A 25,530-nucleotide genomic window follows, 5' to 3' on the forward strand; every position below is an offset into this window, starting at 1 on the left:
ATATGTAACCGTTAAGTAATAATTTAGGTATAGTATCTAAATTAACTTCAAATCCTGTCGAATATTGATAGATTATCATAGTATAATCATGAAGGAATTCTAACGAAAGATATGGAAGCTTTAATAAATGCATCTCCATATGTCGTATCTACCATTTCCTCTTTCATTTAAGCAATGATACAGTAGAGGTAGTAATTAGAGTAAAGGGGTAAAGTGTAGAATGGATTTTCAAACGATCAAAGAATATTTTTCACCAGAAAATATGGATCATATTGTTGAAAGTTATCGTGCGTTCGGACCGCTTCTCGGTATTGGCTTACCGATGATAGAGGCGCTTATTCCGGCATTGCCACTCATTGTTTTTGTGTTGGCGAATGCTGTTGCATTTGGCTTTTGGTTCGGTTTTCTTTATTCATGGCTTGGGTCAGTAATTGGTGCAATGCTTGTATTTTTCATTATTCGCAGCTTTGGACGAAGTCGTTTCTTTTCTTTTGTAAATAAGCATGAGAGAGTACGAAAAGCGATGGGATGGATTGAAAGAAAAGGATTCGCGCCAATCTTTGTTATATTTTGTTTTCCGTTTACACCATCTGCGCTTATAAACGTTGTAGCTGGTTTGTCTCGCGTTAGCGTAAAACAGTTTGGACTAGCATTAGCATTCGGAAAGCTTGTGATGATCTTTATTTTAACTTATATCGGTCATGATTTAGTGTCATTTATTCATAAGCCGGTGAAATCGGTTATTGTTGGCGTTGTTATTTTTATTTTATGGTATGTCGGTAAAAAAATTGAAGTAAAGTTAGAACTACATTAGGAAAAGTCTTCTTTGTAAAGAAAAGCTTCATTATTAAAGGGCGAGGGGAGAAGCGAATGAAGAAAACTTTGAAAAAAGAAGGGCTAGAGTGGATAAGAACAATTTTAATTGGTGTACTATTAGCTGTATTTTTTCGAACGTTTTTCTTTTCAACGTACGTTGTAGAGGGGAAGTCAATGATGCCGACATTGCAAGATGGAAATATGCTCGTTGTGAATAAGGTGAGTTATCAAGTAGGGGACTTGAATCGATTTGATGTTGTCGTTTTTCATGCGAATAAAAAAGAGGACTATGTAAAGCGAATTGTTGGTTTACCTGGGGATCATATCGAATATAAGCAGGATAAACTATATATAAACGGACAATTCGTGGAGGAACCTTATTTAGAGACGTATAAGAAAGAGACAAATGGACGGCAATTAACAGGTGATTTTAAACTAGAAGAGTTAACGAAAGAAAAGTTTGTACCACCTGGTTCTATTTTTGTAGTGGGTGACAACCGCCTTGGTAGCTGGGATAGTAGGCACTTCGGTTTTGTAAAAGCTGATACAGTTGTCGGTAAAGTTGATTTGCGATATTGGCCGATTCGAGAGGTGCAAACGAATTTTTCAAAAGGCTGATATAATAAAATGAAGTATAAGGAAAAGACAAACAGCTCAGTTTGTCTTTTTTCGTGTCCTATAATACAATTATGGTAGCAAACTAACGTTCGTTATGTAAGTGAAAGGTGGGGTTACATGTCACTTCGATTGGTGATTGGTAGAGCTGGAAGTGGAAAAAGTACACTTTGTTTACACGAAGTGCAAGAAGAGTTAAAGCAACGCCCAAGAGGGAAAACAATATTATATCTTGTGCCAGAACAGATGACATTCCAAACGCAGCAGGCGTTAATTGGGAGCGAAGATGTAAGAGGTTCTATTCGGGCACAAGTTTTTAGTTTTTCGCGATTAGCGTGGAAGGTGCTGCAAGAAGTTGGCGGAGCGAGTCGTCTTCATATTGATGAAGCTGGTGTACATATGTTGCTTCGTAAAATTGTAGAATCTCGTAAAGATGGACTATCTGTGTTTCAAAAAGCAGCGGAGCAAAACGGTTTCTTTGAACATCTTGGTAGTATGATTGCGGAGTTTAAACGTTACAATGTGACGCCGTCTAATGTATATGAAATGTGGCAACAATTAGACACGCATAGCAGTAGTGCAGAGCAAAAGCTACTAGCGAATAAAGTGTATGATTTACAGTTATTATATGATGATTTTGAACGTGCTTTAATTGGAAAATATTTAGATTCAGAAGACTACTTACAATTATTAATTGAGAAGCTTTCGGACTCTGAGTATGTAAAAGGCGCGGAAATTTATATAGATGGATTCCATTCATTTTCTCCTCAAGAGTTAGAAATCGTTAGAGGGCTAATGAGATTAGGAACTAGAGTAACAATAACATTAACGATAGATGAAAAAACGTTAGCGCAGCCAGTGAATGAACTAGATTTATTTTATGAAACGACGTTAACGTATGAAAGAATAAAACAAGTAGCGCGTGAAGAGAAAATAGAGGTTGAAAAAACAATTCCACTTATGGAACAGCCGCGTTTTCATTCGCAAGCATTAGCACATTTAGAAATGCATTACGAAGCGCGTCCAAATGAAAAGTTTCACGGTGAAGCGAGTGTGACAATTAGTACAGCAGCTAATTTACGAGCTGAAGTAGAAGGTGTTGCTCGTGAAATTCGAAGACTTGTGGCGACTGAAGACTATCGTTACCGAGATATCGCAGTCCTTCTTCGTAACGGAGAAAGTTATTACGATGTAATGCGAACGTTATTTACGGATTATAATATCCCGCATTTCATCGATGAAAAACGCCCGATGTCACATCATCCGCTAGTAGAATGTATTCGTTCGGCTTTAGAGATTATTAGCGGAAATTGGCGTTATGATGCAGTGTTTCGCTGTGTGAAAACAGAACTTTTATATCCACTAGACGTAAGAAAAGAAGCGATGCGCGAAGAGATGGATGAGTTCGAAAACTACTGTTTAGCGTACGGTGTACAAGGGAAGAGATGGACTTCTGAAGATCCGTGGATGTATCGTCGTTATCGTTCTCTTGATGATGCGAGCGAAATGATAACAGACAGTGAGCGTGAAATGGAAGAGAAAATAAATCGACTTCGCGACGTTGTAAGAACGCCAGTTATTCGTATGCAGAAAAGACTGAAGCGTGCTGGAACAGTTATGCAAATGTGCGAAGCGGTATATTTATTTTTAGAGGAGCTTGACGTTCCGAAAAAACTAGAGGCATTACGTATTCGTGCAGAAGAAAGCGGAGATTTCTTATTTGCGACAGACCATGAGCAAGTATGGGAAGAAGTGATGAGTCTTCTTGATACGTTCGTTGAGATGCTTGGCGAAGAGAAGATGTCCCTGTCTATGTTTACTGATGTAATGACGACAGGTCTTGAGACACTTCAATTTGCGAACATTCCGCCGTCACTAGATCAAGTGTTAGTTGCTAATATTGATCATTCTAGATTATCAGATATTAAAGCGACGTTCATTATTGGCGTAAATGAAGGCGTGATTCCAGCAGCACCTATGGATGAAGGTATGCTTTCTGATGAGGAAAGAAATGTTCTCACCGCTGCAGGTATCGAATTAGCACCAACGACGAGACAAACTTTATTAGAAGAACAGTTCGTTATGTATCAAATGGTGACGAGAGCATCTGAGAAGTTATACATTTCCTGTCCGCTTGCGGATGAAGAAGGAAAGACGTTACTGGCTTCTAGTTTTATTAAGAAAATAAAAAGAATGTTCCCTGATGTGAAAGAATCGTTTATTACGAATGATGTAAATGACTTATCGCGTTCGGAACAAATCTCATATGTAGCAACGCCAGAAGTAACTTTGTCTTACGTCATGCAGCAACTGCAGACGTGGAAGCGTTACGGATTTGAAGGCAATTTAGACTTTTGGTGGGACGTATATAACTTCTACGTTACTTCAGATGAATGGAAGCAAAAAAGTAGCCGCGTGTTATCGAGTTTATTCTACCGAAATCGTGCACAGAAACTAAGTACAGATGTAAGTAGGGATTTATATGGAGATACAATTAAGGGAAGCGTTTCTCGTATGGAACTATTTAATCGCTGTGCGTACGCTCATTTCGCTCAGCACGGTTTATCGCTAAGAGAGCGCGATATTTTCAAACTTGATGCGCCAGATATCGGTGAGTTATTCCACGCGGCGCTGAAGAGAATTGCAGACAAGCTATTACGTGAAAATCGTACTTGGGCGGATTTATCAATAAAAGAGTGTGAGCACCTTTCTGCTTTAGTAATAGAAGAAATTGCACCATTATTACAAAGACAAATTTTATTAAGTTCAAACCGTCATTTCTATTTAAAACAAAAACTACAACAAATCATTTTCCGTACATCACTTATTCTTCGTGAACATGCGAAGTCGAGTGGCTTTGTACCAGTTGATTTAGAAGTACCGTTCGGTATGGGTGGTACTGGATCGCTTCCGCCAATGGAATTTGTGTTGCCAAATGGCGTGAAGATGGAAGTAGTTGGCCGTATTGACCGTGTTGATAAGGCGGAAGATGAGAGTGGTACGTTCCTTCGTATTATTGACTATAAATCAAGTTCGAAAGCGTTAGATTTAACAGAAGTGTATTACGGACTCGCACTTCAAATGTTAACGTATTTAGATGTTGTTACTTCAAATGCACATACGTGGATGAAAAAGGGCAGTACTGCATCACCGGCGGGTGTATTGTATTTCCATATTCATAACCCGATTGTTGAGATGAAAGGCGATGCATCTGAAGAAGAAATTGAGAAAGAAATTTTAAAGAAATTTAAAATGAAAGGGCTCGTACTAGGAGATGCTGATGTTGTTCGTTTAATGGATAATAAACTTTCAACAGGAAGCTCTGATATTATTTCTGCTGGTTTGAAAAAAGATGGTAGTTTTAGTGCGCGTTCTAGCATTGCAAGTGAACAAGAGTTTAACGTACTTCAAAAATATGTACACCACTCGTTTGAAAATATCGGAAAAGACATTACAGAAGGTGTTATCGATATTGCTCCTTACAAAAAGGGGAATAAAGCGGCATGTACGTTCTGTAACTTCAAATCTGTTTGTCAATTTGATGAATCACTTGAAGATAATCAATTCCGTACGTTAAAAGATATGAAAGATAGCGAAGCAATGGAGAAAATTAGAGAGGAGGTTGGCGGAGAATGATAGAAAATTGGCCTCAGAAACCAGAAGGTAGTCAGTGGACAGATGACCAGTGGAAAGCGGTTGTAGCGAACGGACGTGATATTTTAGTCGCAGCGGCAGCTGGATCAGGGAAAACAGCGGTATTAGTTGAACGTATTATTAAAAAGATTATAAGTGAGGAAAATCCAGTCGATGTCGACCGCCTGCTCGTTGTAACATTTACGAATGCAGCGGCGCAAGAAATGAAAAATCGAATTGGAGAAGCGTTAGAAAAAGTATTAATTGATGGGCCAGGTTCACAGCATATAAGAAAGCAGCTTAGCTTATTAAATAAAGCTTCCATTTCTACCATTCATTCATTTTGTTTACAAGTTATTAGAGGATATTATTACATGCTTGATGTCGATCCTCGTTTTCGTATTGGGAACCAAACAGAAAATGAGTTATTAAAAGAAGAAGTGCTAGATGACATATTAGAAGAAGAATATGGAATCGAAGATAATAGTATTTTCTTTGAATTAGTTGATCGTTATACGAGTGACCGTAGTGACGATGACTTACAACGAATGATTTTAGCGCTTCATACAGAATCAAGAGCGCATCCAAATCCTGAGAAGTGGCTTGATAAATTAGTAGAAGCATACGACGTTGAAGGAAAGACGATTGAAGATTTAGTGTACGCTTCTTACTTATTAGAAGATGTGAAGTTTCAGCTTGAAACAGCGGAAGAGCATATTCGTAAAGCGACTGAACTCGCAATGCTTCCTGATGGTCCAGCGCCTCGCGTTGAAACGTTACAAGCGGATGTAGCTTTACTTGGAATGTTATCCTCAGCAGCTCGCGGGTCGTGGACAAGCGTTTATGAAGCGATGCAAAATGTATCGTGGCAAACGCTAAAGCGTATTAAGAAAAGTGATTACAACGAAGATGTTGTAAAACAAGTAGATTCTCTTCGTAATAAAGCGAAAGATGAAGTAAAGAAATTACAAGAAGAGCTATTTAGCCGCAGACCTGAAAGTTTCTTACGAGATTTTCAAGATATGCATCCTGTATTAGAAAAACTCGTGAAGCTTGTAAAAGTATTTACAGAGCGTTTCCAAGCGATTAAGCGAGATAAAGGAATGGTCGATTTCACAGATTTAGAGCATTTCTGTTTGCAAATATTAAGCGAGCAAAGTGAAGACGGTGAAATGAAGCCGTCAGCAGTAGCACTTCAATATCGTAATAAATTTGCTGAAGTACTAGTCGATGAATATCAAGATACGAACTTCGTACAGGAATCAATTATTAAATTCGTAACGAAAGATTCTGAGAGTGAAGGAAACTTATTCATGGTTGGTGACGTAAAACAGTCAATCTATCGTTTCCGACTAGCAGAGCCTGGTTTATTCCTAGGAAAATATAAACGTTTCACACAAGAAGGATTGGGCGGCGGAATGAAGATTGACTTAGCGAAAAACTTCCGTAGCCGTCATGAAGTGCTAGCTGGTACGAACTTTATCTTCAAACAAATTATGGGCGAAGAAGTCGGAGAAATCGATTATGATGCTGACGCTGAATTAAAGCTAGGTGCTAGCTATCCAGAAGGTGAAGATGTAGCGGCAGAACTACTATGCATTCAGCAAACTGAGGAAGAAGTGCAAGAAGGTGAAGAAGGTGCAGAAGTAGAAAAAGCGCAGCTTGAAGCTCGTCTTATGGCGCAGCGTATTAAAGCGATGGTTGATTCAGGCTATGAAGTGTATGATCGTAAAACTGATAGTATGCGCCCGGTACAATACCGTGATTTCGTTATTTTACTTCGCTCCATGCCGTGGGCGCCGCAAATTATGGAAGAGTTAAAATTACAAGGAATTCCAGTATATGCTGACCTTGCGACTGGTTACTTTGAAGCGACAGAAGTAAATATTATGATGAACGTATTCCGCGTTATTGATAATCCGATGCAAGATATTCCGCTTGCAGCTGTACTTCGTTCACCGATCGTTGGACTAAATGACGAAGAACTTGCGACGCTTCGTGCTCACGGAAAGAAAGGCTCGTTTTATGAAGTAATGAGCTCATTCTTAAAAGGAGCGCCGCTTGAAGAAGAACAAGAACTGCATGATAAATTAGAGTGGTTTTATAAATTACTGCAAGGATGGCGTGAATTTGCGCGTCAACAATCTCTTTCCGATTTAATTTGGAAAGTGTACGGTGAGACAGGCTATTACGACTTTGTCGGCGGTTTACCAGCCGGAAAGCAAAGACAGGCAAACTTACGCGTATTATATGACCGCGCAAGACAATATGAAGCAACATCGTTTAGAGGATTATTCCGATTCTTACGCTTTATTGAGCGGATTTTAGAACGCGGTGATGACATGGGAACGGCGAGAGCTCTTGGAGAACAAGAAGACGTCGTTCGCATTATGACGATTCATAAAAGTAAAGGGCTAGAGTTCCCAGTCGTATTTGTAGCTGGACTTGGTCGCCGTTTTAATACACAAGATTTAATGAAGCGTTTCTTACTTCATAAAGATTTCGGTTTCGGTTCACAATTTATCGATCCTCGTAAACGAATTAAATATACGACATTATCGCAACTAGCGATTAAGCGTAAAATGAAGATGGAATTAATTGCGGAAGAAATGCGCGTATTATACGTAGCGTTAACGCGTGCAAAAGAGAAGTTAATTTTAATTGGAACAGTTAAGGATGCCAATAAAGAAATGGAAAAATGGCTCGATGCAAGAGAGCATAGTGAATGGTTATTACCAGATCATATACGTGCCGGAGCGTCATGTTATTTAGATTGGATTGCACCTTCCTTATATAGACACCGTGATAGTGAAATGCTTCTTGAATTAGGACAAGGGAATATTCCAGGCGAAATTTATGAATATAGTGCTAGCTGGAAAGTAGAAGTTGTTGAAGGAAAAGATCTACTTGCACCAGAACCAGTTCAAGAAGAGAAACAAGAGTTATTAGAAGCGCTTCGCGATAAAAAAGCTGTTCCGTTAGAAAGTGAACGGAAAGAAGAAGTGTACGACAGATTAATGTGGAAATACGGGTATGAGGACGCAACATCTCACCGTGCGAAACAGTCTGTTACAGAAATAAAGAGAAATTATCAATCTGAAGAAGGTAGCGATAACGCCTTTATTAAGAAACTCCGTGCACCAATTAAAACACGTCCGCGCTTTATGGAGAAAAAAGGGCTAACATACGCAGAGCGAGGGACAGCAGTTCATGCCGTTATGCAGCATGTAGATTTGAAGAAACCAATTACGATTGAAGTTCTTCAAGAACAAATTGCAAGAATGGTAAATAAAGAACTATTAACATTTGAACAAGCTGAAGAAATAGCGATTGAAAAAGTAATTTCATTCTTTGACAGTGACTTAGGTAAAAGGGTATTAGCAGCAAAAAGTGTTGAACGTGAAGTGCCATTTACGATGATGCTTTCAGCAGAAGAAGCATATCAAGATTGGCAAGGGAAGAAAGGCGAATCAATACTTGTCCAAGGGGTTATCGACTGCATGATTGAAGAGGAAGACGGAATTACTTTAATCGACTTTAAGACAGATACGATTGAAGGGAAGTTCCCAGGCGGATTTGATCAAGCGAAACCAACTTTAGAAGACCGATACAAAGTGCAGCTTTCACTATATGCAAAAGCACTCGAGAAAAGCTTAAAACATCCTGTGAAAGAGAAATGTTTATACTTCTTTGATGGGAATCATGTTGTAAATATTGAGGAATAGAGCTTAGAAAGGGGTTATGGAGTATGGCGACGTTAAGAACTTGTGATCAAGGACACGAGTACTACAAAAGTAGCGATTGTCCAACTTGCCCAACCTGTGAGAAAGAGAGAAAGCCAAAAGAAGGCTTTCTTTCTCTTCTTTCAGCACCAGCAAGAAGGGCGTTAGAACATTATGGAATTCATACTTTAGAAGAACTTTCAAAGTATAGTGAAAAGGAAATTTTGAAACTGCACGGTATAGGGCCAGCATCTTTACCTAAATTGAGAATGGCTTTAGAAGATAAGGGATTATCATTTAAATAAAGAAAAATTAATCATTAGTGGGGAGTAGTATCTTCACTAATGATTAGTTTTTATAATAGGTATTAATTAGCTGGATAAACGCGTATAACGAAATCCCATTTTGAAAATCGTAAATCGATGGACAAAACGCTTTAAAAGATGAATTTATGAAGTGTAGAGAACTTGATAAAGAAGATAAGTGAATTGATTATAATATTAAGGAAGGAAGTGCAACACGATGGATTTTGAAACAGTAATGCAAGAGCTTGAAACTCTCGGTAAGGAACGAACTAAAAAAATATACATATCTAATGGTGCAAAGGATCCACTTTTTGGCGTAGCTACAGGTGCTATGAAACCAATCGCAAAGAAAATAAAGATAAATCAAAGTTTAGCTGAAGAGCTGTATGCCACGGGTAACTACGATGCAATGTACTTTGCAGGCATTATTGCAGACCCAAAAACTATGAATGAATCGGATTTTGATCGTTGGATGGATGGGGCGTACTTTTATATGCTGTCCGATTATGTGGTGGCAGTAACTTTATCAGAATCAGATTTTGCACAAGACGTTGCTGATAAATGGATTGCAAGTGGTGACGAACTAAGAATGTCAGCGGGCTGGAGTTGCTACTGCTGGCTTTTAGGGAATCGAAAAGACAATGAATTTTCCGAAGGTAAGATTGCCAATATGCTAGAAGTTGTGAAAAATACAATTCACGATGCGCCAGAACGAACGAAATCCGCTATGAATAATTTTCTAAACACTGTGGGGATTTCATATGTGCCGCTACATGAAAAGGCAGTTGAAACCGCAAAGGAAGTAGGCATAGTAGAACTAAAACGGGACAACAAGAAAAGCAGTTTTCTAAATGCTTACGAAAGTATTCATAAAGAGCTTGATAGAGGAAGACTCGGGTTCAAACGTAAATATGTAAGATGTTAAAAACAGCTTATTATCAGGGTGTGGATTCAAGAAGGATTGAAACTCTTTTTATAGCAGGAACAGCCTTAGCTCTATATTGTATAGAGCTAAGGCTGTTTTTTACGCTGTTCCAATCTGGTCTTGGTCTGCAACGTCCGAATCAAATGTATTTGTTGCACTAACGCCGCTAAAAGTATTTACGACAAATCCGACATTGGAAGCCCCAGATCCGTTATAAGCTTTCGTATTTTCTTTCGGAGACACGTTATAAAAATCTCCTAAGTTGAAAGAGCCGTTACTGTTTTGAACGACAAGATTTCCTACAACCGAAGGCATACCATCCACCTACTTTACTAAGCTTTTTAATTACTATATGAATTATTTAGAGGAAGGTTCATCAGTAATAAATTGGCGGATTTGCATAATACGAGAGTTATTAAAAGCATAATCAATATTTCCAATTTGAAAGCAACCAGAATTTAAAAGTGTCCGCACTTCAACGTTGTTTACTTCAATAAAAGGACACTCATTTATAATATTTACTTTTACATCTGTGGTTCGCTTTGGAATAGTAATGTGTTCATCTGTGAAAATTTCAAAAGCATCTAAGCGACCTTCTCCTTTTAAATAACAAGGAATTTCCCGATGAACCAAAAGCGCCCTGCTTTTTAATTCCATTTGATTTGCATCACCAACTTGAAATACTGCAGCAATCCCCAAAGAAATAATAGAAACATTTTGGACAACTGAAACATGATGTAACATAATTTTGAGTCTCCTCAACCTGGAGTCGTAGGGACAGCTGTTACTAATGGTACAAATGGCCCCTCTGTAACGGATTCGAATGGCGTATCAAGAATAGAAGAAAGGATGAGAAGGTTAGCATCTCCAATTAAAAATAATGCGGAAGAAGAAACCCCGTTCATTTTAATCTGTCCTACTTTTAACTCACGGTTCACAACATTTAAATTCATACATACTTACTCCTTTCGGAAATTGCCCGGTATGTGTTGAATAAAGGAAAGGAAGGCTTTGTCAATATCTTGTTTCATCGCTTGAATAATGACGTCTCGTAAATAATCGGGATCTGTGGAAATACCCTCATACGATTGAACTTGTGACAAATAATACGGAAGTCTATGTTCCATCTGTTTTTTTATGTCATCCACCATCATTTGTCGATACATCTCATCAAGCGGCGTTCTCTCTTCTTGTTCAAAATGGAGAATTCGACTATATGCTTCTTCATCTAAATAGCGATGCATTTCTTGAAGGATACCTTGATAAAAGTCTGGATTTATTTCTGTTTCAGGATTTACTTTTAACGTTTCTGTATCTACTTGAAAATCTTCAATTTGTTGCTCTTTTGTTGAAAATGGATTCAAGCCAATATTTAAAGTGCCATTTAAATTTTCTACTTTTAATTGATCGAATTTATATTCCACTTTTCCTATAGAAGAGGAGGGGCGACTTTTTAACTCATTAAGCTCTTCTTGTAGTAGGCGAACTTGCTCTTCAAGATTTAGAATAGTTTGCTGCTGTATTTGGAGAGCTTGCTGAAGTTGGTGTAGGTAAGTGTATATATCTTGATTCATTTTGTGAAACCTCCTTTTCAATAGGGAGGGTATATTACTGCTATATATTTATGATAAGGATGGTCTAAGAAGAACTAGTTGAAGGTTTAATAGAAATAATTTGTCCTTTCGCACTTAAAGGGCGAAGAGGTTCTGTAAATCCGCCAGAATTTGAGAATTTAGAAAGAGCCTTAATACTACCTGCAGTTCCAATTTGAAAAACGGAAGAGGTCGTAATGCTATCGATTCTAATGCTGTTAATGATGATACTTTGGTTCACATAAAAATTCAATGCAATCGCCTCCCTTAGTTCGAACCGATTATTGCTTGATCAATTACATCTGAATCATTGACAGTCGTTGAGCTTTGATAATTGTAGACAGAGATGTTATCCCCAACATTAAATGAACCGGCTCCGGCAAAAGCGCGTGAATAACTAATAGGCCTAATCGCAAATACATCTCCAATATGAAAAATACCACTTGATCCAATATTAACGATACGAATATGTCCGACCATAGCTGGCATACAAAACACCTTTCATTTTTAAAATTTTCTTTTCTACTATTGTATGGGCGTTTTCAATAAAATGTGTCCTTTTTTGAAATAAAAGAAACACATACGTTATTGCGTATGTGTTTCGAACATTTGAGTGTGTGTGCAATCTGTATGTATAGGCCAAACAACATTTAAGAGCCTGTCCAGTTCTTGGCTACAATCTACTGTTTTTTGAGAAGTCATTCCGTAGCGTTCAGCAAAATAGATCATTTTTTCGCGTTTTTTTTCGATAGCTTGCTCAAACATTGAAATCGGCTCCATCTCTCAATAAATTTTATGTATATATGTAGTACATATTATACAAAAATTCCATAAAAAAGAAACACCTTCGCCAAAAAAAGTATAATTTCTACATTTTATGTCAAATGAAGGGTGAGGAACGAATGTAAGAAGGGAGGAATATTGTAAAAATTAGCGTGCGTGAGAAGGTTTTTTTCTTAAGGATGCGAATACAATTATAAGGTATGAGTTTTAGGATGGAGAGTGGGAATGTTGCGTTTTGTAACGGCGAAGAAAGAAGAAAAGGTATTTGTAGGTATTGTGGATGAAGAGGAAGAAAAGGTATTACATTTAAGAGAAGCGCAAAGACAAAAAGGGGAGAAGGTTACTATCCCAATTACCATGTTAGAGTGTATTGAAAGAGGAAGCGAATGTCTTGAGAAAGTGTGCGACATTGTAAATTGGGCGAAGGAAAATGCGGGATCGGCGTATTATCCGTTAGCAGAGGTGAAAATATTAGCACCGATTCCAAGGCCGAGAAAAAATATTCTTTGCGTTGGAAAGAACTATCGTGAGCATGCGATAGAAATGGGCGGAGTAGAGTCTATCCCTGAAAATATAATGATTTTTACAAAGGCGCCAACAACAGTGATCGGAATTGATGAGCAAATTAATGGTCACCCTCACGCAACGAATGAACTTGATTACGAAGGTGAACTAGCAATCGTTATCGGTAAGCGAGGGAAACAAATAAAAATAGAAAAAGCCCTTGATCATGTTTTTGGATATACAGTTATAAATGATGTAACTGCTCGGGATATTCAAAGAAAACATAAACAATTTTTCCTAGGGAAAAGTTTCGATACATTTTGTCCAATGGGACCGTATTTAATTCATAAATCGATGGTTAGAACGCCGAATGCATTACACATTGAAACAGTGGTAAATGGAGAAGTAAGGCAAACTTCAAATACGAGAGAAATGATTTTTTCAGTAGAAGAAATTATTTCAACTATAAGTAAAGGTATGACATTAGAGCCAGGAGATATCATTGCAACAGGGACACCAGCTGGTGTTGGTAAAGGTTTTACACCACCGAAGTTTTTGCATGCTGGTGATGAAGTTGTTGTTACAGTAGAGGGAATTGGTACGCTAAGAAATATAGTGAAATGAGAAAAGAGCTATCTTGTGAAAAGATAGCTCTTTTCTATGGGCGTGGATTAACGGAGTAATCTATAATGGCGAAAATATACAATCCGATTAATGCTAAAGTGCAAATTCCAATTAGCATAACTGCAAGTGCGCTTCTCTCACGGCCAAAACCGATAACTGTAAGGAAAACAGCAGCCCAAAATGATGTTTTAAGTAGTGTGAATGTATTAGGAGTTGAATAATGACTGAGTAGAGTTGTAGATAATATGAAGCCGATGAATGTCATAGAAATAAAAATTGTAGCTAAATGGTTAATGTGTTTACCGTATTTCAAAAGCATACAGTTACCCCCTTTTTAACGAAAAACAGAATATTCAATTTTATTTTACGGTAAATTACTAAAAAAAGAAAGAGGTTGTCCTATATTTAGGACAACCTCACTATGATTAAGATAGTACAGCTTTAATTTTTTGGAATGCCCACTCTAAGTCTTCTTCAGAGATTACTAGAGGTGGTGCAATACGAATTACGTTTTCGTGTGTTTCTTTACATAATAGCCCAGCTGCTTTTAGTTGTTCACAGTAAGGACGAGCTGCCTCGTTTAATTCGATACCGATGAATAAACCTTTACCGCGAATATCAGTAATCATTGGGTTATCAATTTCTTTTAATTGCCCAACTAGTTTTTCTCCTAATTGAAGAGAACGCTCTGTTAATTTTTCTTCTTCTAATACTTCAAGAGCTGCGATAGAAACAGCACATGCAAGTGGGTTACCACCGAATGTAGAACCGTGAGAACCTGGCTCGAATACGCCTAAAATGTCGCTGTTTGCTGCAACACAAGAGATTGGGAATACGCCGCCGCCAAGTGCTTTACCAAGTATGTACATGTCAGGAGTTACATTGTCCCAGTCGCAAGCAAATACTTTACCAGTACGGCCTAAGCCTGTTTGGATTTCATCTGCTACGAATAAAACGTTTTCTTTTTTACATACTTCAAAAGCTTCTTGTAAGAAACCAGCTGGTGGAATGTTAATTCCTGCTTCACCTTGAATTGGCTCTAAAATGAATGCAGCTGTATTTGGTGTAATCGCAGCTTTTAACGCTTCTAAATCACCGTAAGGAATTACAATAATGCCAGGAAGCATTGGACCGAAGCCGCGCTTGTACTCTTCGTTTGATGACATAGAAACAGCACCCATTGTACGTCCGTGGAAGTTATCTTCACAAACGATGATTTCTGCACGGTTTGCCTCTACCTTTTTCACATCGTAAGCCCAGCGACGAGCTGTTTTAATTGCAGTTTCAACAGCCTCTGCGCCTGTATTCATAGGAAGTACCATATTTTTATTTGTTAGTTTCGCAACTTTTTCGTACCAAGGACCTAATTGATCGCTATGGAAAGCACGAGAAGTTAACGTAACTCGATTAGCTTGGTCAATTAAAGCGTTAATGATTTTTGGATGACGATGACCTTGGTTTACTGCAGAATATGCACTTAATAAGTCCATATAGCGGTTTCCTTCAGGATCTTCTACCCAAACGCCTTCTGCTTTAGAAATAACGATTGGAAGTGGATGGTAGTTATTTGCCCCGTATGTGTCTGTAAGTTCGATAATATCTTTAGTTTGAATCATGATTGTTCCCCCTTTTGTTATTACAAGAAGTTTGTAAATACTCTAAATATTATATCATTTAAATATAAAAAAGCGAAACATTTCCTGAAAATAAATGAACATGTTATCATATAGAGTGAAAAAGTGTGAAAAGAGGAGGCAGGGATACGATGGTACATATGCATATTACAGCATGGGCATTAGGATTAATTTTATTCTTCGTTGCGTATTCACTTTATTCAGCAGGAAGAAAAGGTAAAGGTGTACATATGGGGCTTCGCCTTATGTACATTATCATTATTGTGACAGGTTTCATGTTGTACATGAGTATTGTGAAGACGGCAACAGGTAGCATGCACATGTGGTACGGCATGAAAATGTTAGCGGGTATTTTAGTTATCGGTGGTATGGAAATGGTTCTTGTAAAAATGAGCAAGAACAAGGCAACAGGGGCAGTTTGGGGATTATTTATTGTCGCGCTAGTAGCGGTATTTTATCTTGGATTGAAATTACCAATTGGCTGGAAAGTATTTTAATTAAAAATAAAACCACCTTATGATCTCAAATGTTTGGGAGATAAGGTGGTTTTTTTATTTTATGTCGCATCGAGATGCAACTCTTCTCCGTTTACTTTCGTAAATCGTAAAATATTTTTATTAGAGGAAGAGTGGCGTACGAAATGGTGCTGCAATGTACAAATCATTTCGTCGTTATCGAACAAAAGAATATTTACTCCTTCGCATGCTTCATCTTTCGGTAAGAATGATAAATAATTATGACAATACATGCAATCATATAAAGAGTAATTAAGCGATTGCAATGATTCGGTTAATAATGTAAAGACAGAGTCAGGTAACTCTTCAAGCCATTCATGATAGCTAAGAAGTAATTTTTTTCGAATTCGTATCATTTCCCCGTTTTGGAGAGAATGTTGTTCATTTGCAATTTGTAATATGTCTTGTTCATAAAAACGAGCTGGTAGCCAATTGTTGTTATATAAAATTTCAAAACCATCTTCGGCAATATCTTCTAATAGAAAAGCCTCATCATTTTCATCATCAAAGAATACCCATTCATTGTTTATATATTCGACATTACCGACTGTATGAGCGCGCGGTTGGTTATACAAAATATGTTTGCGTTGTACCATAGTTCATTTCTCCTTTTATAGAAATAGTTATTCTTGTTATGGACAGTTCGCACGTTCTTTATAACTAGACACACCTAAAGAGAGATGGGCATACAATAAAACACGCTTTACACTGTGAAACTGCTATTTCATATATGGATAGTTAGTTATCGTCAAGTTTGTTGTTTTTATGTATCCGCACTCATAGGGTGGGGATTACTGCACGTTCAGAAACAGATATTAGATTAGGAAGGATGATTTTATGTGCGGGATTACAGGATGGGTGGATTATAAACGCTCATTAGAAGGGGAAAGGGACATCGTGACGAAGATGGCGGAAACGCTAGCGAAACGCGGTCCGGATGATAATAAAGTTTGGATTAAAGGGAACGTCGCATTTGGGCATAAACGGTTAATCGTTGTAGATCCTGAAGGTGGTAAACAACCCATGACTTGTTTGAAAGATGAAACTAGTTATGCGATTTGCTATAACGGAGAGCTCTACAATACAGAAGATATTCGCAAAGAGTTATTAAGAAGAGGTTATACATTTAAAGGGCATTCCGATACAGAAGTACTATTGGCCTCTTATATTGAATGGAAAGAAGAATGTGTCGCTCATTTAAACGGTATATATGCGTTTGCAGTATGGGATGAGAAAAATGAACGAGTCTTTATTGCGAGAGATAGATTAGGTGTAAAACCGCTTTTTTATAAATATGATAGCGGACGATTATTATTTGGTTCAGAGTTAAAAGCGATACTAGCGCATCCAGATGTGAAGGCGGAAGTAACGTTAGAAGGATTATCGGAAATATTCGGCCTTGGACCATCTAGAACGCCTGGTCACGGTATATATGCTGGTATTCAAGAACTGCGTCCGGGTCATGCGATGACGTTCTCAAAAGACGGTTTATGCATATGGAGATATTGGAATGTGGAAAGTAAAAAACATGAAGATTCATTTGAAGAAACAGTAGAGAAAACTCGTTTTTTATTACAAGATGCGATTACGAGACAATTAGTTTCTGACGTACCACTATGCACTTTTTTATCAGGCGGTGTAGATTCAAGTGCTATAACAGCAATAGCTGCAAAAGAGTATGAAAGATCAGGAAAAGGGCAATTACACACGTATTCTGTTGACTATGAAGATAACGAAAAATACTTTAAAGCGAATGCGTTTCAGCCGAATTCAGATGCTCCATTTATTAATTTAATGACAGAGACCTTTCAAACAATCCACCATCGCTGCGTCATTTCTAATGAACAACTAGCACAGTATTTAACAGAAGCAGTACTCGTTCGTGATTTGCCTGGTATGGCAGATATTGATTCGTCATTATTATGGTTTTGCCGTGAAATAAAACAAGATTTTGTCGTCGGATTATCTGGAGAATGTGCAGATGAAATATTCGGTGGTTATCCGTGGTTTTATAGAGAAGATGATTTACAATCAAGTGCATTTCCGTGGATGCGTTCTACAGAAGCGCGTGAACAACTTCTAAAGAAAGAATGGAGAAATAAATTAAATTTACAACAATATGTGCAACAACGCTATGAAGAATCGATTCAAGAAGTTCCTATTTTAGAGGGAGAAAGCCCATTAGAAGCGAAGAGACGACAATTATTTTATTTAAACATGGTATGGTTTATGACAACATTATTAGACAGAAAAGACCGTATGAGTATGGGGGCAAGCTTAGAAGTACGCGTTCCATTTGCGGACCACCGACTTGTCGAATATGCGTGGAATATTCCTTGGGAAATGAAAATGTATAAAAACCGCGAAAAAGGTCTATTGCGTAAGGCGTTAGAAGGATTGCTTCCAAATGATATATTGTATAGAAAGAAAAGTCCGTATCCGAAAACGCATAATCCGCACTATACGAAAGCAGTAACAGTATGGCTCCAAGATTTATTAACGGATAAAGGCTCAATTTTGCATGAATTGTTCGATAAAGAGCAATTGAGCGGGTTGATTGAGTCGGGCGGAAGTGCATTCCAAAAACCTTGGTATGGGCAATTAATGACAGGTCCTCAACTTTTAGCTCATTTAGCGCAAATTCATGTTTGGTTTAAAGAGTATGGGGTAAATATTAAAGAATAGGGGAAAGGGCGGCTTACAACATATATGTAAGTCGCTTTTTTATTAAATGAATTATCATATAAAATTCAAAATTATATTAGAAATAATATTTATTTAGAATTATTATTTTGACGTATTTATTATTACTTGTTATACTTGGAAACAAATGTTCTTGAAAAAGATTCTCATTTCCAAAATTGAGGTGTTATATAGAGGGCGAAGAAGAAAATAGGTTTGTTTGTGATGGCGTATGGAACGCCAGAGTCATTAGAGGATGCATACTCACATTCGTCATGGGCGTAAGCCGTCTGAAGAAGCGCCCCGAAATTTAATCGGATGGTATAAAGCAATTGGAGGAATTTCACCGCTTGCGAAAATAACGAAAGAGCAGGCGCATAAATTAACAGATTCAATGAATAAAATGTTTATAGAGTATGAATTTTTTTGTTACTTAGGTTTAAAACACATTGCTCGATTTAGAAGTTTTATATGACACCGATTATGAATGTAAAGTTGTAACTGATGAATTAAATATGGCATATTTCAGACCAAATATGCCGCATGCACAATCTGTATTTATTGATTGTTTAACTGGAATTGTTTCCAAAAAAATGAAGGAAATAGTTGACAAGGATTTAGTTTTGAATAATAATTAGTTTATAATAATTTTAAATAAATAATAATTACTGTGAAAGAAAGAGGAGGATCCCCCTTGATGAATCCAAATAATCGCTTAACAACAAACCAAGGTGCTCCAGTTGGAGACAACCAAAATTCTCGTACAGCTGGTCGCCGTGGACCGGTATTGTTAGAAGACTATCATTTAGTAGAAAAACTTGCACACTTTGATCGTGAACGTATTCCGGAGCGTGTTGTGCATGCACGTGGTGCAGGTGCTCACGGTGTATTCGTAACGAAAAACAGCATGAAACAATATACGAAAGCAGCGTTTTTACAAAATGAAGGAACTGAAACGCCTGTATTTGTTCGTTTCTCAACGGTTATTCATGGTCAAGGTTCTCCTGAAACAGCTCGTGATCCGCGCGGGTTCGCTGTTAAATTTTATACAGAAGAAGGAAACTATGATATCGTAGGTAACCATTTACCTGTTTTCTTCATCCGTGATGCAATTAAATTCCCTGACATGGTGCATTCTTTAAAGCCAGCACCTGATACAAATGTTCAAACACCAGATCGGTACTGGGATTTCATGACGTTAACTCCAGAATCTACACACATGATGACATGGGTATTTTCTGATTACGGTACACCAGCAAACTATCGTGAAATGGAAGGTTTCGGCGTACATTCATTTAAATGGATTAATGCAGAAGGTAAAATTGTTTACATTAAGTATCACTGGAAACCACAGCAAGGTGTGCGTAACTTAAGTGCAAAAGAAGTCGAGCAAGTGCAAGGTAAAGACTTCAATCATGCAACTCGTGACTTATTCGATGCAATCGAAAAAGGAAACTACCCAAAATGGGATTTACACGTACAAGTAATGCAACTAGATGAAACGGACTCTTTAGATTTCGATCCACTAGATCCAACGAAAGTATGGCCAGAAGATCGCTTCCCGTTAATAGAAGTAGGGACAATGACGTTAAATCGTAACCCGAAAAACTTCTTTGCGGAAGTAGAACAAGCGGCGTTTACTCCAAGTGCAACTGTAAATGGTATTGAACCATCTGAAGATAAATTATTACAAGGTCGTTTATTCTCTTACCCAGATACGCAGCGTTATCGCCTTGGTGCAAACTATTTACAAATTCCTGTAAACTGCCCGTACGCAGCTGTTCGTAACCAACAACGTGATGGTGCGATGCAAGTGGATCAAAACCCATCTACAATAAACTACGAACCGAGCCGTCATACTGAAAATCCAGTTGAAGATCCAACTTACCGCGATTCAACTATGAAAGTAGAAGGCTACGTATCTCGTGAAAAAATTGACAAACCAAATGACTTCAAACAAGCGGGTGAGCGTTACCGTTCATTCTCTAAAGAAGAGCAAGATAACTTAATTGCAAACTTAACAAATGACTTAAAAGACGTAAATGAACGCACGAAATTACTAGCTGTTTGTAACTTCTTCCGTGCAGATCAAGAGTACGGCATGCGTTTAGCGCAGGCGTTAAATGTTGATATTACGCAATATGTAGGAAATACTCCGAAATAAATAGGAAAAGACGACTAGAAGAATTTTCGGTCGTCTTTTTATTTTACTTGTAGCGTTAGGGGGTATTCTTCGCTTCCGCTATGTCGGAATTTGTTGGTAAATCGATATATCCGAAGAATCGCTGATATATTTATATTGATACAGGTCGGGGTATACAGCCAACAAGTACGATAAAAAGAGATGCAATCTATCAGTAGTAGATTGCATCTCTTTTTTAGTTCACTCGCTCTGTATACTCATAAGCTTTCTCCCCGTGCATCGAAATATCAAGCCCCATTTGTTCTTCGTGCTCATCGACGCGAACAGGGAGGAAGAAGTTAATGGCTTTAATAATGGCGTACGTCATTATGATCGTGAATGCATATGTTGCGCCGATTGCTACAAGTTGTTTGAAAAGAAGTGCAGCATTCCCGTAAAATAATCCGTTAGCGCCATCACCGTTTACAGTAGTAGTTGCAAATAGTCCAGTTGCAATACCGCCCCAAGTTCCTCCGATGCCGTGGCATCCAAAGGCATCAAGTGTATCATCGTATCCGAATTTGTTTTTTAAGAAGAAGACAGCACCGAAACATAATATACCACCAATTGCTCCGATAAGAAGAGCGGAGAAAGGTGTGACGAATCCACAAGCTGGCGTAATTGCAACTAAACCAGAAACAACCCCGCAAGCAGCTCCCATCGCAGTCGGCTTTGATTGGAAGAACCATTCAGAAAGCATCCAAGTTAGAGCTGAAGCAGCAGCGGCTATATTTGTATTAATAAATGCAGTTAAAGCTACGTCATTTAAAGATAATGCACTACCGACGTTAAAACCGAACCAGCCGAACCAGAGTAAGCCTGCGCCTAACATTGTAAATGGTAAATGATGAGGAGAGGTACCGCTTATGTTTTTTCGTTTTCCTAGGAAGATAGCTAATACAAGACCGGCAACGCCAGATGTGATATGAACGACATTACCGCCAGCGAAGTCTAATGCGCCGAGTTCTCTCAGCCATCCGCCAACGCCCCATACCCAATGAGCGACAGGATTGTAAACGATTGTTGTCCAAAGAAGGATAAAAATAAGAAAGGCAGAAAATCGCATTCTTTCAGCGAATGCACCTGAAATTAAAGCGGGAGTTAAAATAGCGAACATGAGTTGGAACATCATAAATAAATTGTGAGGAATAGTAGATGAGTAGTCTGGGTTTGGTGCGTAGGTAACGCCGTTTAAACCGAACCAATCGAGATTGCCGATAAGTCCGTGCCAATCTGGTCCGAATGATAAAGAATAACCGATAACAATCCATTGAATCGAAACGATAGCCATTGCGCTATAACTGTGCATGGTCGTGCTGAGTACGTTTTTACTGCGAACCATACCTCCATAAAAAAGTGCCAATCCTGGTGTCATCAACATAACCATTACTGTCGTTACAAAAATAAAAACTGTATCTCCCGTATTCATTCTCTCTCCTCCTATGATGTTAGAAAATATAACATCGATTCGTTATGTTTCATATCATATTCGAAATAAAAAGAAAAATCAACTAAAAATTCAGAAAACTTTTTTAGGTAATGTTAGAAAACCTAACATTAGGTATTTTGGAGGAATAAAATCAACGTATGCGATTTGTTCTGAAAATTGGTATAATATTCTTACAATTGGAAGTTTGGGGGATGCGTGTGAAAAAAATATGGACTAAGGAACTATTCATTTGTTTTTGTTTAGCTGTTATTTTGTTTGTACCAGTACATACTTTTGCGGAAGAAAAAAGGGAATGGCGAGATGAAGTTATATATTCCATTATGATTGATCGCTTCAATAACGGAGAACCGAAAAATGACAAACAGTTAGACGTTGGTAATTTAGAAGGGTATCAGGGCGGAGATATAAGAGGGATTATAAAAAGATTGGACTACATAAAAGAAATGGGATTTACTACTATTATGCTTTCTCCGCTTTTTGAAAGTGAAAAGTATGATGGATTAGGCGTTCGAAACTTTCGAAAAGTAAATGAACATTTCGGAACAGAAAATGATGTGAAAGAACTTGTAAATGAGGCTCACAAAAAAGGAATGAAAGTTGTCTTTCAATTTCCGTATGAAGAAAATGAACAACAATTAATAGACTCGATGAAATGGTGGATAAAAGAAGTCGATTTAGACGGAAGTTATGTGATACATAGTGAAAAAAAGCCACGTGCTTTTTGGGATGAAGTGCAAAAGGATTTGCAGAAGGTAAAGAAAGATTTTCACATTATGACAAAGGAAGATAATGATTACTATAAAAAAATAGTAGAGTCATTTTCAAAAGCAGATATGTCTGTGAAACCGTTATATGATGTGAGCGGAAAAGAAGAGGAATTCGCTACGTTTTTAGATAATCAAGAAACAAAGCGATTTGCGCGTATTGCAAAAGAAAACATGTATTACCCGCCGTCTCGTTTAAAACTAGCGATCACTTACTTATTAACATCCCCGGGGATACCGAATTTTTATTACGGAACTGAAATCGCATTAGATGGGGGGGATGCTCCAGATAATAGACGATTAATGGATTTTAAATCGGATGAAAAGTTTATGCAGCACATAACGAAGCTAGGTGAACTTAGACAAACGAGACCATCTTTACGACGTGGTACGTTTGAACTTCTATATGATAAAGATGGAATGAGTATATTAAAACGAAAGTATAAAGATGAAGTAACACTAGTAGCGATTAATAATACGAAAGAAACGCAAAAGGTTTCCTTACCTGTAAGTACAATTGGTGAAAAACAAGAGTTAAGAGGATTGTTAGAAGACGAAATTATAAGAGAAGAAAACGGAAAATTTTATCTTGTTTTAAAGCGCGAAGAGTCGAATGTGTATAAAGTTAGCGAAGAAACAGGTGTGAATTGGTTATTTATCTCCTTAATAGTCGGTGTGAACGTATTATTTATTGCTTTTTTAATTGCGGTTAAAAAGAAACGGAAATGAGTAACTCTTCTTTTGGATAGTCTGTTTACAGTTCAAGATGAGGTGAGATATTTGAGGAGAAAGAAGTTGTTCGCTCTATGTTTTTGTCTTCTTATCGTATTCGTAAGTTTGTATTTTTGGGCCAACGGTGACGATGGGGAATTTGTTCAGTGGGGCGATAGTGTTCATTCTGTCGATACAGCGGTTCTTAAGAGAAATAATATTAAATACAAAATTGAAAATGATAAAGTGTATATTCCAGAAAAATCATTTGATAAAGCAATATATTGTTGCTCGTAATAAGTAGAAAACCTCCTCTGAATAGAGGAGGTTTCTTTTTAGCGGTAGTTAATGAACTGTACGTCGATTGGCAAGTCAACGCTGCGAACGGCTGCGATTACTGCTTGTAAGTCATCACGGCTTTTCGCTGTTACGCGTACTTGGTCATCTTGAACTTGTGTTTTCACTTTTAATTTCATTTCTTTAATGATGTTGTTGATTTTTTTCGCGTTATCTTTATCGATACCTTGTTGCAGAGTTGCACGTTGGCGAACAGTGTTACCAGATGCAGTTTCAACTTTTCCGTAGTCCAAGTTTTTAATTGGAACGTTACGTTTTACAAGTTTAGAAATTAGAACATCTTTTACTTGGTCTAATTTGAACTCGTCATCAGAAGTTAAAACAAGTACTTCTTTTTCTAATTTAATATCACTTTTACTACCTTTAAAGTCATATCGGTTTTGGATTTCCTTTAATGCGATGTTAATTGCGTTTGTTACTTCAGGTAATTCTACTTTCGAAACGATGTCAAAAGAACTCTCTTTTGCCATAGTTAGCACCTCCAAATAAATTTCTATCTTTTAATGCACCTAAATAGGCTATGTAATATACATATTAAAGTATAGCGGAAAATACATCGATTAGATAGAGTGTTGCAACTTAAGTGTTTTGACGGATCATCCGTAGGGTAATATAGTCCTATAGATAAAGTCTTTATTTAATTATAGTGAATTTTGGGCAGTTGGACAAATAAAGGAAAAATCGTGTTATAATTAACTTTTGTTTGGAATGATAAAAAAGATAACTTTATATATATAGAAGGGAATTAAAAAATATGTATTTGCAATTAGGATCGATTGAACAGGTAACTGTTTTACGCGAAACGGAAATCGGGTATATGGTTGGAAACGAAGAGGAAGAAATCTTCCTACATAAAAACGAATTAGCTGGAGAAATTGCAGAAGGCGATACGATTGATGTATTCTTATACCTTGATCACCAAAATCGTATTTCAGCAACAATGAAGGAACCAATTATTACAACACATGATTGGAATTGGGTAAAGGTTGTAGAAGTTATTCCTAGTTTAGGTGTGTTTGTTGATATTGGTGTATCAAAAGATATACTAATTCCACTTGATGAGTTTCCAATTTATATGCCAGTATGGCCTCAGGAAGGCGACGAATTATATTGTACGTTAAAATTAACGAATCGTGATCGTTTAATTGCTCTTCCGGCAAGAGACAGTGATATGCAAGAAATTATCGTAGATGCAACGCCATCTATGCGTAATAAAAACGTAAATGGACGTGTGTATCGCTCACTTCAAGTTGGTTCATTCATACTAACTGACGAGCATTTCCGTGCTTTCTTACACCATACAGAAAGAAAAGAACAAGTCCGCATCGGTGAGCGCGTAACAGGCCGTATCATTGACGTGAAAGATGACGGTACAATCAACATTTCACTTCTTCCTCGTAAAGAAGAAGGAATGGAAGATGATGCAGCAGTACTTTATGCATATATGGAAGAACGAGGCGGAGCAATGCCGTTTTGGGATAAGAGCAACCCAGAAGACATTAAAGAACGTTTCAATATGAGTAAAGCTGCCTTTAAGCGTGCACTTGGTAAACTGATGAAAGAAGAAAAGATTTATCAAGAAGAAGGCTGGACTTACTTTAAGAAATAAGATAAATGAAAAAGGACTATTTTTTCTCTTGATTTTTAAGAGAAGAGATAGTTCTTTTTTTATTATAAAGTAGATAAAAAGTAAATAAGGTGTAATAAAATTCACAA

General features: G+C 37.5%; 25 protein-coding genes and 1 pseudogene. 14 read left to right on the forward strand and 12 right to left on the reverse strand.

Annotated features, from left to right (window positions below):
• Positions 1 to 220 precede the first annotated feature (220 nt).
• From AB3X48_RS05940 to AB3X48_RS05965, 6 genes are all read left to right on the forward strand, one after another.
• Positions 221 to 814 (forward strand): TVP38/TMEM64 family protein, encoded by a 594-nt coding sequence (locus AB3X48_RS05940; RefSeq protein WP_002158925.1) that lies wholly within the window; start codon positions 221 to 223, stop codon positions 812 to 814.
• A 56-nt stretch (positions 815 to 870) separates the two neighbouring features.
• Positions 871 to 1,434, forward strand: a complete 564-nt coding sequence (gene lepB / locus AB3X48_RS05945; RefSeq protein WP_016104147.1) for a signal peptidase I — start codon at positions 871 to 873, stop codon at positions 1,432 to 1,434.
• 117 nt (positions 1,435 to 1,551) lie between these two features.
• A complete protein-coding gene (gene addB, locus AB3X48_RS05950; protein ID WP_016104148.1) occupies positions 1,552 to 5,067 on the forward strand; it encodes a helicase-exonuclease AddAB subunit AddB in 3,516 nt (1,171 codons plus the stop codon).
• Positions 5,064 to 8,789 (forward strand): helicase-exonuclease AddAB subunit AddA, encoded by a 3,726-nt coding sequence (addA, locus tag AB3X48_RS05955; RefSeq protein ID WP_016104149.1) that lies wholly within the window; start codon positions 5,064 to 5,066, stop codon positions 8,787 to 8,789. The genes addB and addA overlap by 4 nt, the downstream gene beginning before the upstream one ends.
• A gap of 23 nt (positions 8,790 to 8,812) precedes the next feature.
• Positions 8,813 to 9,091, forward strand: coding sequence for an RNA polymerase alpha subunit C-terminal domain-containing protein (locus tag AB3X48_RS05960; RefSeq protein WP_016104150.1), 279 nt, complete (start codon positions 8,813 to 8,815; stop codon positions 9,089 to 9,091).
• A gap of 217 nt (positions 9,092 to 9,308) precedes the next feature.
• A complete protein-coding gene (locus AB3X48_RS05965; RefSeq protein ID WP_002158916.1) occupies positions 9,309 to 10,016 on the forward strand; it encodes a DNA alkylation repair protein in 708 nt (235 codons plus the stop codon).
• 99 nt (positions 10,017 to 10,115) lie between these two features.
• On the opposite strand, the gene gerPF is transcribed toward AB3X48_RS05965, so the two are convergent.
• The 7 genes from gerPF to AB3X48_RS06000 form a co-directional block, all read right to left on the reverse strand.
• Positions 10,116 to 10,331, reverse strand: a complete 216-nt coding sequence (gene gerPF, locus AB3X48_RS05970) for a spore germination protein GerPF (protein ID WP_001141570.1) — start codon at positions 10,329 to 10,331, stop codon at positions 10,116 to 10,118.
• 42 nt (positions 10,332 to 10,373) lie between these two features.
• A complete protein-coding gene (locus AB3X48_RS05975; RefSeq protein WP_016104151.1) occupies positions 10,374 to 10,760 on the reverse strand; it encodes a spore germination protein GerPE in 387 nt (128 codons plus the stop codon).
• 14 nt (positions 10,761 to 10,774) lie between these two features.
• Positions 10,775 to 10,969: a spore germination protein GerPD gene (gene gerPD, locus AB3X48_RS05980; protein ID WP_016104152.1), complete on the reverse strand. Its 195-nt coding sequence runs from the start codon at positions 10,967 to 10,969 to the stop codon at positions 10,775 to 10,777.
• Between the two features lie 6 nt (positions 10,970 to 10,975).
• Positions 10,976 to 11,590, reverse strand: coding sequence for a spore germination protein GerPC (locus tag AB3X48_RS05985; RefSeq protein ID WP_002158914.1), 615 nt, complete (start codon positions 11,588 to 11,590; stop codon positions 10,976 to 10,978).
• A 64-nt stretch (positions 11,591 to 11,654) separates the two neighbouring features.
• The gene (gene gerPB / locus AB3X48_RS05990; protein ID WP_002201409.1) at positions 11,655 to 11,861 is read right to left on the reverse strand and encodes a spore germination protein GerPB; all 207 of its coding nucleotides are present in this window, start codon (positions 11,859 to 11,861) and stop codon (positions 11,655 to 11,657) included.
• A gap of 14 nt (positions 11,862 to 11,875) precedes the next feature.
• Positions 11,876 to 12,097 carry a spore germination protein GerPA gene (gerPA, locus tag AB3X48_RS05995; RefSeq protein ID WP_002149890.1) on the reverse strand — a complete coding sequence of 74 codons (222 nt, stop codon included), beginning with the start codon at positions 12,095 to 12,097 and terminating at the stop codon, positions 11,876 to 11,878.
• Between the two features lie 96 nt (positions 12,098 to 12,193).
• Positions 12,194 to 12,373: an aspartyl-phosphate phosphatase Spo0E family protein gene (locus AB3X48_RS06000; protein WP_002087032.1), complete on the reverse strand. Its 180-nt coding sequence runs from the start codon at positions 12,371 to 12,373 to the stop codon at positions 12,194 to 12,196.
• A gap of 243 nt (positions 12,374 to 12,616) precedes the next feature.
• Between AB3X48_RS06000 and AB3X48_RS06005 the strand changes: the two genes are divergently transcribed.
• On the forward strand, positions 12,617 to 13,519 hold the full coding sequence (locus AB3X48_RS06005; protein WP_016104153.1) for a fumarylacetoacetate hydrolase family protein: 903 nt from the start codon (positions 12,617 to 12,619) through the stop codon (positions 13,517 to 13,519).
• 34 nt (positions 13,520 to 13,553) lie between these two features.
• Here the strand turns inward: AB3X48_RS06005 and AB3X48_RS06010 are convergent, their stop codons facing one another.
• Together AB3X48_RS06010 and rocD are read right to left on the reverse strand one after the other, a co-directional pair.
• A complete protein-coding gene (locus tag AB3X48_RS06010) occupies positions 13,554 to 13,838 on the reverse strand; it encodes a hypothetical protein (RefSeq protein ID WP_016104154.1) in 285 nt (94 codons plus the stop codon).
• Between the two features lie 106 nt (positions 13,839 to 13,944).
• Positions 13,945 to 15,135, reverse strand: coding sequence for an ornithine aminotransferase (gene rocD, locus AB3X48_RS06015; protein ID WP_002149886.1), 1,191 nt, complete (start codon positions 15,133 to 15,135; stop codon positions 13,945 to 13,947).
• Positions 15,136 to 15,284: 149 nt separating this feature from the next.
• Here rocD and AB3X48_RS06020 point away from each other — a divergent pair, with 149 nt between their 5' ends.
• On the forward strand, positions 15,285 to 15,650 hold the full coding sequence (locus AB3X48_RS06020; RefSeq protein ID WP_002201404.1) for a YisL family protein: 366 nt from the start codon (positions 15,285 to 15,287) through the stop codon (positions 15,648 to 15,650).
• Positions 15,651 to 15,709: 59 nt separating this feature from the next.
• Here AB3X48_RS06020 and AB3X48_RS06025 read toward each other — a convergent pair whose 3' ends face one another.
• Positions 15,710 to 16,264 (reverse strand): DUF2777 domain-containing protein, encoded by a 555-nt coding sequence (locus AB3X48_RS06025; RefSeq protein WP_002202804.1) that lies wholly within the window; start codon positions 16,262 to 16,264, stop codon positions 15,710 to 15,712.
• A 241-nt stretch (positions 16,265 to 16,505) separates the two neighbouring features.
• Between AB3X48_RS06025 and asnB the strand changes: the two genes are divergently transcribed.
• From asnB to katB, 3 genes and pseudogenes are all read left to right on the forward strand, one after another.
• On the forward strand, positions 16,506 to 18,353 hold the full coding sequence (asnB, locus tag AB3X48_RS06030) for an asparagine synthase (glutamine-hydrolyzing) (RefSeq protein WP_016104155.1): 1,848 nt from the start codon (positions 16,506 to 16,508) through the stop codon (positions 18,351 to 18,353).
• Between the two features lie 222 nt (positions 18,354 to 18,575).
• Positions 18,576 to 18,988 (forward strand): annotated as a pseudogene (locus AB3X48_RS06035) (hypothetical protein).
• Positions 18,989 to 19,047: 59 nt separating this feature from the next.
• On the forward strand, positions 19,048 to 20,514 hold the full coding sequence (katB, locus tag AB3X48_RS06040) for a catalase KatB (protein ID WP_016104158.1): 1,467 nt from the start codon (positions 19,048 to 19,050) through the stop codon (positions 20,512 to 20,514).
• A 214-nt stretch (positions 20,515 to 20,728) separates the two neighbouring features.
• Here katB and AB3X48_RS06045 read toward each other — a convergent pair whose 3' ends face one another.
• Entirely contained in the window at positions 20,729 to 21,961 is a 1,233-nt protein-coding gene (locus AB3X48_RS06045) for an ammonium transporter (RefSeq protein ID WP_002158903.1), read from the reverse strand.
• A 158-nt stretch (positions 21,962 to 22,119) separates the two neighbouring features.
• On the opposite strand from AB3X48_RS06045, the gene AB3X48_RS06050 reads away from it, so the two are divergent.
• Positions 22,120 to 23,475: an alpha-amylase family glycosyl hydrolase gene (locus AB3X48_RS06050; protein ID WP_016104159.1), complete on the forward strand. Its 1,356-nt coding sequence runs from the start codon at positions 22,120 to 22,122 to the stop codon at positions 23,473 to 23,475.
• A gap of 51 nt (positions 23,476 to 23,526) precedes the next feature.
• A complete protein-coding gene (locus AB3X48_RS06055; protein ID WP_033714674.1) occupies positions 23,527 to 23,754 on the forward strand; it encodes a hypothetical protein in 228 nt (75 codons plus the stop codon).
• A gap of 38 nt (positions 23,755 to 23,792) precedes the next feature.
• On the opposite strand, the gene AB3X48_RS06060 is transcribed toward AB3X48_RS06055, so the two are convergent.
• A complete protein-coding gene (locus tag AB3X48_RS06060) occupies positions 23,793 to 24,284 on the reverse strand; it encodes a YajQ family cyclic di-GMP-binding protein (protein ID WP_002030284.1) in 492 nt (163 codons plus the stop codon).
• A 284-nt stretch (positions 24,285 to 24,568) separates the two neighbouring features.
• On the opposite strand from AB3X48_RS06060, the gene AB3X48_RS06065 reads away from it, so the two are divergent.
• Positions 24,569 to 25,423, forward strand: coding sequence for a CvfB family protein (locus AB3X48_RS06065; protein ID WP_002011240.1), 855 nt, complete (start codon positions 24,569 to 24,571; stop codon positions 25,421 to 25,423).
• The last annotated feature ends 107 nt before the right edge of the window (positions 25,424 to 25,530 follow it).

This window comes from Bacillus sp. S4 (genome assembly GCF_040838205.1).
GTDB classification, from domain to species: domain Bacteria; phylum Bacillota; class Bacilli; order Bacillales; family Bacillaceae_G; genus Bacillus_A; species Bacillus_A cereus_U.

Bases quoted from the DNA above. Each gene is read 5' to 3' on its own strand.
- katB (WP_016104158.1), top strand. From the start codon at position 19,048: ATGAATCCAAATAATCGCTTAACAACAAACCAAGGTGCTCCAGTTGGA.
- lepB (WP_016104147.1), top strand. From the start codon at position 871: ATGAAGAAAACTTTGAAAAAAGAAGGGCTAGAGTGGATAAGAACAATT.
- AB3X48_RS06050 (WP_016104159.1), top strand. From the start codon at position 22,120: ATGCGATTTGTTCTGAAAATTGGTATAATATTCTTACAATTGGAAGTT.
- AB3X48_RS05960 (WP_016104150.1), top strand. From the start codon at position 8,813: ATGGCGACGTTAAGAACTTGTGATCAAGGACACGAGTACTACAAAAGT.
- AB3X48_RS05985 (WP_002158914.1), bottom strand. From the start codon at position 11,590: ATGAATCAAGATATATACACTTACCTACACCAACTTCAGCAAGCTCTC.
- AB3X48_RS06005 (WP_016104153.1), top strand. From the start codon at position 12,617: ATGTTGCGTTTTGTAACGGCGAAGAAAGAAGAAAAGGTATTTGTAGGT.
- gerPF (WP_001141570.1), bottom strand. From the start codon at position 10,331: ATGCCTTCGGTTGTAGGAAATCTTGTCGTTCAAAACAGTAACGGCTCT.
- gerPA (WP_002149890.1), bottom strand. From the start codon at position 12,097: ATGCCAGCTATGGTCGGACATATTCGTATCGTTAATATTGGATCAAGT.
- AB3X48_RS06000 (WP_002087032.1), bottom strand. From the start codon at position 12,373: ATGTTTGAGCAAGCTATCGAAAAAAAACGCGAAAAAATGATCTATTTT.
- rocD (WP_002149886.1), bottom strand. From the start codon at position 15,135: ATGATTCAAACTAAAGATATTATCGAACTTACAGACACATACGGGGCA.
- asnB (WP_016104155.1), top strand. From the start codon at position 16,506: ATGTGCGGGATTACAGGATGGGTGGATTATAAACGCTCATTAGAAGGG.
- addA (WP_016104149.1), top strand. From the start codon at position 5,064: ATGATAGAAAATTGGCCTCAGAAACCAGAAGGTAGTCAGTGGACAGAT.
- AB3X48_RS06010 (WP_016104154.1), bottom strand. From the start codon at position 13,838: ATGCTTTTGAAATACGGTAAACACATTAACCATTTAGCTACAATTTTT.
- AB3X48_RS05975 (WP_016104151.1), bottom strand. From the start codon at position 10,760: ATGTTACATCATGTTTCAGTTGTCCAAAATGTTTCTATTATTTCTTTG.
- addB (WP_016104148.1), top strand. From the start codon at position 1,552: ATGTCACTTCGATTGGTGATTGGTAGAGCTGGAAGTGGAAAAAGTACA.
- gerPD (WP_016104152.1), bottom strand. From the start codon at position 10,969: ATGAATTTAAATGTTGTGAACCGTGAGTTAAAAGTAGGACAGATTAAA.
- AB3X48_RS05965 (WP_002158916.1), top strand. From the start codon at position 9,309: ATGGATTTTGAAACAGTAATGCAAGAGCTTGAAACTCTCGGTAAGGAA.
- AB3X48_RS06065 (WP_002011240.1), top strand. From the start codon at position 24,569: ATGTATTTGCAATTAGGATCGATTGAACAGGTAACTGTTTTACGCGAA.
- AB3X48_RS06045 (WP_002158903.1), bottom strand. From the start codon at position 21,961: ATGAATACGGGAGATACAGTTTTTATTTTTGTAACGACAGTAATGGTT.
- AB3X48_RS06060 (WP_002030284.1), bottom strand. From the start codon at position 24,284: ATGGCAAAAGAGAGTTCTTTTGACATCGTTTCGAAAGTAGAATTACCT.
- AB3X48_RS05940 (WP_002158925.1), top strand. From the start codon at position 221: ATGGATTTTCAAACGATCAAAGAATATTTTTCACCAGAAAATATGGAT.
- AB3X48_RS06025 (WP_002202804.1), bottom strand. From the start codon at position 16,264: ATGGTACAACGCAAACATATTTTGTATAACCAACCGCGCGCTCATACA.
- AB3X48_RS06020 (WP_002201404.1), top strand. From the start codon at position 15,285: ATGGTACATATGCATATTACAGCATGGGCATTAGGATTAATTTTATTC.